This window comes from Mycobacterium sp. 1423905.2, assembly GCF_001673155.1.
In the GTDB taxonomy this organism is placed as follows: domain Bacteria; phylum Actinomycetota; class Actinomycetes; order Mycobacteriales; family Mycobacteriaceae; genus Mycobacterium.
The window spans coordinates 1-4,943 of the sequence record NZ_LZLE01000253.1 but is presented as its reverse complement, the minus strand read 5'-3'; the positions used below and the strand labels follow the sequence as shown (position 1 = coordinate 4,943).

5 protein-coding genes are annotated in these 4,943 nt (G+C 68.2%); 2 read left to right on the top strand and 3 right to left on the bottom strand.

All coding sequences use genetic code 11. From position 1 onward, the window contains the following. A partial coding sequence (locus A9W95_RS16240; RefSeq protein WP_216638174.1) for a DUF2017 family protein occupies positions 1–310 on the bottom strand: 310 nt, incomplete at its 3' end. Between the two features lie 25 nt (positions 311–335). Further along, complete coding sequence (gene clpS / locus A9W95_RS16235; protein ID WP_067414688.1) at positions 336–641, bottom strand: ATP-dependent Clp protease adapter ClpS; 306 nt, start codon at positions 639–641, stop codon at positions 336–338. 50 nt (positions 642–691) lie between these two features. On the opposite strand from clpS, the gene A9W95_RS16230 reads away from it, so the two are divergent. Together A9W95_RS16230 and A9W95_RS16225 are read left to right on the top strand one after the other, a co-directional pair. Then, on the top strand, positions 692–2,008 hold the full coding sequence (locus A9W95_RS16230; protein ID WP_067414684.1) for a nicotinate phosphoribosyltransferase: 1,317 nt from the start codon (positions 692–694) through the stop codon (positions 2,006–2,008). A 56-nt stretch (positions 2,009–2,064) separates the two neighbouring features. Next, positions 2,065–4,047: an ATP-dependent DNA helicase gene (locus A9W95_RS16225; protein WP_156746238.1), complete on the top strand. Its 1,983-nt coding sequence runs from the start codon at positions 2,065–2,067 to the stop codon at positions 4,045–4,047. On the opposite strand, the gene glgP is transcribed toward A9W95_RS16225, so the two are convergent. Further along, the coding region (gene glgP / locus A9W95_RS16220) for an alpha-glucan family phosphorylase (RefSeq protein WP_156746237.1) at positions 4,034–4,943 on the bottom strand (910 nt) is incomplete at its 5' end. The genes A9W95_RS16225 and glgP overlap by 14 nt on opposite strands.

The window sequence follows — 4,943 nt, the reverse complement described above, 5'->3', positions numbered from 1 at the left end:
CCGGCTCATGGAGACTGCGCAGGGCGGCGTTGAGGGTTTCCGCGGCGTCGTGACCCAGCGGGTCGTCGTCGTCGGTCCGGTAGAAATCGGGCAGCAGCCGACTCAGCGTGGGATCACCCGGACGGTCCGCATGTCCGGTCTTGATGCCGGTGATCTCCTCGAGTTCGTCGGACGGCGCCGAGGATTCCCGGTCATCAAGCAAGCCGATCATCGCGCCCACCAGGTTCCTCAGCAGCGCGGCCTCATGGGGAGCCAGTGACGACCGAAACCGGGGACCGTTGCGGGTCTCGACGCGCTTCCATTTGCGCACAGCGAATCGCCGGTACCTTTGGCTGTCACCGGTCCTGCTGCATCGTCGCCCACAATCCGGCGGCATGCAGCTTGGACACGTCGACTTCCATGGACTCGCGACTGCCCGAGGAGACCACTGCCTTTCCTTCGTTGTGCACCTGCAACATCAGCTTGGTGGCATGTGGCTCGCTATAGCCGAAGAGCTTCTGGAACACGTAGGTCACGTAGGTCATCAAGTTGACCGGGTCGTCCCAGACGATGGTGACCCAGGGACTGGCCGTGACCTCGACCGGCGCCGATTCTCGTTGTTCAGTCGAGCCCGGCTTGGCGGGCGCTGCCGCAACAACCATGGCCCCAGGATAGCGAGCCAGGCCACGACACGAACCGTTACGGTTGCCGTGTGAATGACTCGGCCTTGGTCGGCCTACTGACCGACAAGTACGAGTTGACCATGCTGGCCGCGGCGTTGCGCGACGGCTCCGCCGAACGCCGAACCACGTTCGAGGTGTTCGCCCGGCGGTTACCGCACGGTCGTCGCTACGGGGTGGTGTGCGGTACCGGAAGGTTGCTGGAGGCGTTGCAGCTGTTCCGTTTTGACGACGAGGCGTGTGATCTGCTGGCCGGATTCCTCGATGCCGACACGGTCAGCTATCTGCGTGACTTCCGATTCGGCGGGGACGTCGACGGATACGCCGAAGGCGAGCTGTATTTCCCCGGCTCACCGGTGCTGTCGGTGCGCGGCAGTTTCGCCGAATGCGTGGTGATCGAGACACTGGTGCTGTCCATTTTCAACCACGACGCGGCCATCGCGTCGGCGGCGGCACGCATGGTCAGCGCGGCCGAAGACCGGCCGCTGATCGATATGGGCTCGCGGCGAACCCACGAACACGCCGCCGTCGCGTCGGCCCGGGCGGCCTATATCGCCGGCTTCGCCGCGTCGTCCAACCTCGAGGCGCAGCGGCGTTACGGGGTGCCCACGGTCGGCACCGCCGCGCATGCGTTCACCATGCTGCACACCCGCGACGACGGCGCCTTGGACAAGACCGAATTGGACGCGTTCCGGGCGCAGGTCGATGCGCTGGGTGCCGACACCACGCTGCTGGTCGACACCTATGACGTGACGACGGGAGTGGCCAACGCCGTCACCGCCGCAGGCACCGCGTTGGGCGCGGTGCGCATCGACTCCGGCGAGCTGGGCGTGCTCGCCCGGCAAACCCGGGAACAACTCGACCAATTGGGCGCCACCGGCACCCGCATTGTGGTCTCCGGTGACCTCGACGAGTTCAGCATCGCCGCGCTGCGCGCGGAGCCGGTCGACAGTTACGGCGTGGGCACCGCACTGGTCACCGGCTCGGGCGCACCGGCGGCCAACATGGTCTACAAGCTGGTCGAGGTCGACGGCATTCCGGTGCAAAAACGCAGTAGCCACAAGCAATCTCGCGGCGGCAGCAAGCAGGCGCTGCGACTGGCGCGCCCTTCCGGCACCGTCACCGAGGAAATCGTGCATCCCGCCGGCCGCCCGCCCGCCACCACCGAACCCTTCCGGGTGTTGACCACACCTCTGGTTCGGCAGGGTCAGATCGTCGCCGACACCGGCGACACCGCCTTGGCCGCAGCGCGCGAGCTGGTGGCCGCCGGATTGCGCAGCCTGCCGTGGGAGGGTCTGAAACTATCGGCCGGTGATCCGGCGATTCCCACCCAGACGATCACCGGCTGAGTTATACCGTCGACCTACTTCGCGACCCGACGACTCGAGGAGTCACCACGCCCGATCTGTCCGTGCCCGAGCTGCTCGCCGTCGCCGTTGCGGCGTTGGGCGGCAGTGAGCGGCGTGGTCAGCAGGAAATGGCGGCCGCGGTCGCGCATGCCTTCGAGGTGGGAGAACATCTCGTCGTGCAGGCCGGCACCGGCACCGGTAAGTCACTGGCCTACCTGGTCCCGGCGATCGTCCGGGCGGTGACCGACGACGAGCCGGTCATCGTGTCGACCGCCACCATCGCGCTGCAACGCCAACTGGTCGATCGCGACCTGCCCCGCCTGGCCGATTCGCTCGCCGCCGCACTACCTCGCCGTCCCGCCTTCGCGTTACTGAAGGGTCGTCGAAATTATCTGTGCCTGAACAAGGTTCACAATGGCGGCACATCCGGTGAGGCGGGTGGCGGCGATGACCGACCGCAGGAGGAACTGTTCAATCCGATGGCGGTCACCGCGCTGGGCCGTGACGTCCAACGGCTGACCGAGTGGGCCTCGACGACCGACTCCGGTGACCGCGACGACCTCAAACCCGGCGTAGCGGACCGCTCCTGGTCGCAGGTCAGCGTCTCGGCGCGCGAATGCATCGGTGTGGCCCGCTGCCCGTTCGGCACCGAGTGCTTCTCCGAACGGGCCCGCATGCGGGCCGGGGCGGTCGACATCGTCGTCACCAACCACGCGCTGCTGGCCATCGACGCCGTCGCGGATTCCGCGGTGCTGCCCGAGCACTCGCTGCTGGTGGTCGACGAAGCCCACGAATTGGCCGATCGGGTCACCTCGGTGGCCACCGCGGAACTGACCTCGGCCACCCTCGGTGTGGCCGCCCGCCGCGTCGCGCGCTTGGTGGACCCGGAGATCACCGAGCGCCTCGAGGCGGCGTCGGCCGTCTTCACCTCCGCTATCCACGACGCACCGCCGGGGCGGATGGATCACCTCGACGACGAATTGGCGACGTATTTGACCGCGCTGCGGGATGCCGCCGCTGGGGCGCGCTCGGCAATCGAGACCACCGGCGACGCGAAGGCGGCCGCGGCCCGCGCCGAAGCTGCCGCGGCCATGAGCGAGATCTCCGACACCGCCTCGCGCATCCTGACGTCGTTCGGGCCCGCCATCCCGGATCGGACGGAGGTGGTGTGGCTGGACCAGGAGGACACCCGCGTCGCATTGCGGGTGGCTCCCCTGTCGGTGTCCAATTTGCTGGCACAGCATGTGTTTTCTCGCGCCACGACGGTGCTGACGTCGGCGACGCTGACGGTCGGCGGGTCGTTCGAGGCGATGGCTTCGGCGTGGGGGCTGACCGGGCAGGACTCCGGTGACCAGCGCTGGCGAGGCCTGGACGTGGGCTCGCCGTTCCACCACGCCAAGTCCGGGATCCTCTACGTCGCCGCCCACCTACCGCCGCCCGGCCGTGACGGCACCGGGTCTTCCGAGCAGCTGACCGAGATCGCCGAGCTGGTCTCGGCCGCGGGCGGGCGCACGCTGGGACTGTTCTCCTCGATGCGCGCGGCCCGGGCCGCCGCCGAGGCCATGCGCGAGCGCCTCAGTACACCGGTGCTGTGCCAGGGCGACGACAGCACCTCGGCCCTGGTCGAGCAGTTCAGCGGCGACCCGGAGACTTCGTTGTTCGGCACGCTGTCGCTGTGGCAGGGCGTCGACGTGCCGGGGCCGTCGTTGTCGCTGGTACTGATCGACCGCATCCCCTTTCCGCGGCCCGACGATCCGCTGTTGAGCGCCCGGCAGCGTGCGGTGGCTGCGCGCGGCGGCAACGGCTTCATGACGGTCGCCGCCAGCCATGCCGCACTCCTGCTGGCCCAAGGCTCGGGGCGGCTGCTGCGCCGCGTCACCGACCGCGGCGTGGTGGCCGTACTGGACTCGCGGATGGCCACCGCCCGATACGGCGGTTACCTGCGCGCCTCGCTGCCGCCGTTCTGGCACACCACCAACGCCGCACAGGTAAGAGGGGCGCTGCAGCGATTGGCCGAGGCTGACCTCAAGCCAGGGTGACCAGACCCAGCTCGTTGCTGTCGGCGAGCATCGGATGGCGCGGCAGCACTCGCACCGTGTACCCGAGCGCTCCGGCCAGTGGCAGCGGCGTCGTCGTCGAGAACACCTGGTTACCGCCTTCTGCGCTGCCGGTGTAGGACATTTCGACCGTCGTCGGATCGACCAGTACGTCGCTGGCGTCGACTCGGCCCAAGACGGCCTGCACCGTCACTTCGTCGGGACTCAGGCCGGCCAGCTGCACCGTGGCGGTCAGCGTCAACTTCGACCCGAGCAGTGGGGTGTCGGGCAGGCCCGTGCTGTCGACGTCGGTGATGTCGATCTTGGGCCATGCTTCTTCAGCTCGGCGCCGGTAGGCCGCCAGTTCGCGCGCCGGCTCGAACTGGTCATCCCCGTCGGCCGGCGCTTTGACGGTGTTGCGCAGTGACTGCGCCGCGGGCGTGTAGTAGTGCTCGACGTAGTCGCGGACCATTCGGGAGGCCAGCACTTTGGGACCCAACGTCTGCAACGTGTGCCGCACCATCTCGATCCAGCGCGGCGGCACTCCGTGTTCATCGCGTTCGTAGAATTTCGGCGCGACCGCCTGCTCCAGCAGGTTGTACAGCGCGGTGGCTTCCAGCTCGTCGCGGCGGCCCTCGTCGGCCAATCCGTCGGCAGATGGTATCTCCCAACCGTTTTCGCCGTCGTACCACTCGTCCCACCAGCCGTCGCGGATCGAAAGGTTCAATCCGCCGTTCAGCGCGCTCTTCATTCCGGAGGTGCCACAGGCCTCCAGCGGGCGCAGCGGATTGTTCAGCCACACGTCGCAGCCCCAGTACAGCAGCCGGGCCATCGACATGTCGTAGTTGGGCAGGAACGCGATGCGGTGCCGCACTTCTGGCCGGTCGGCGAACCGCACC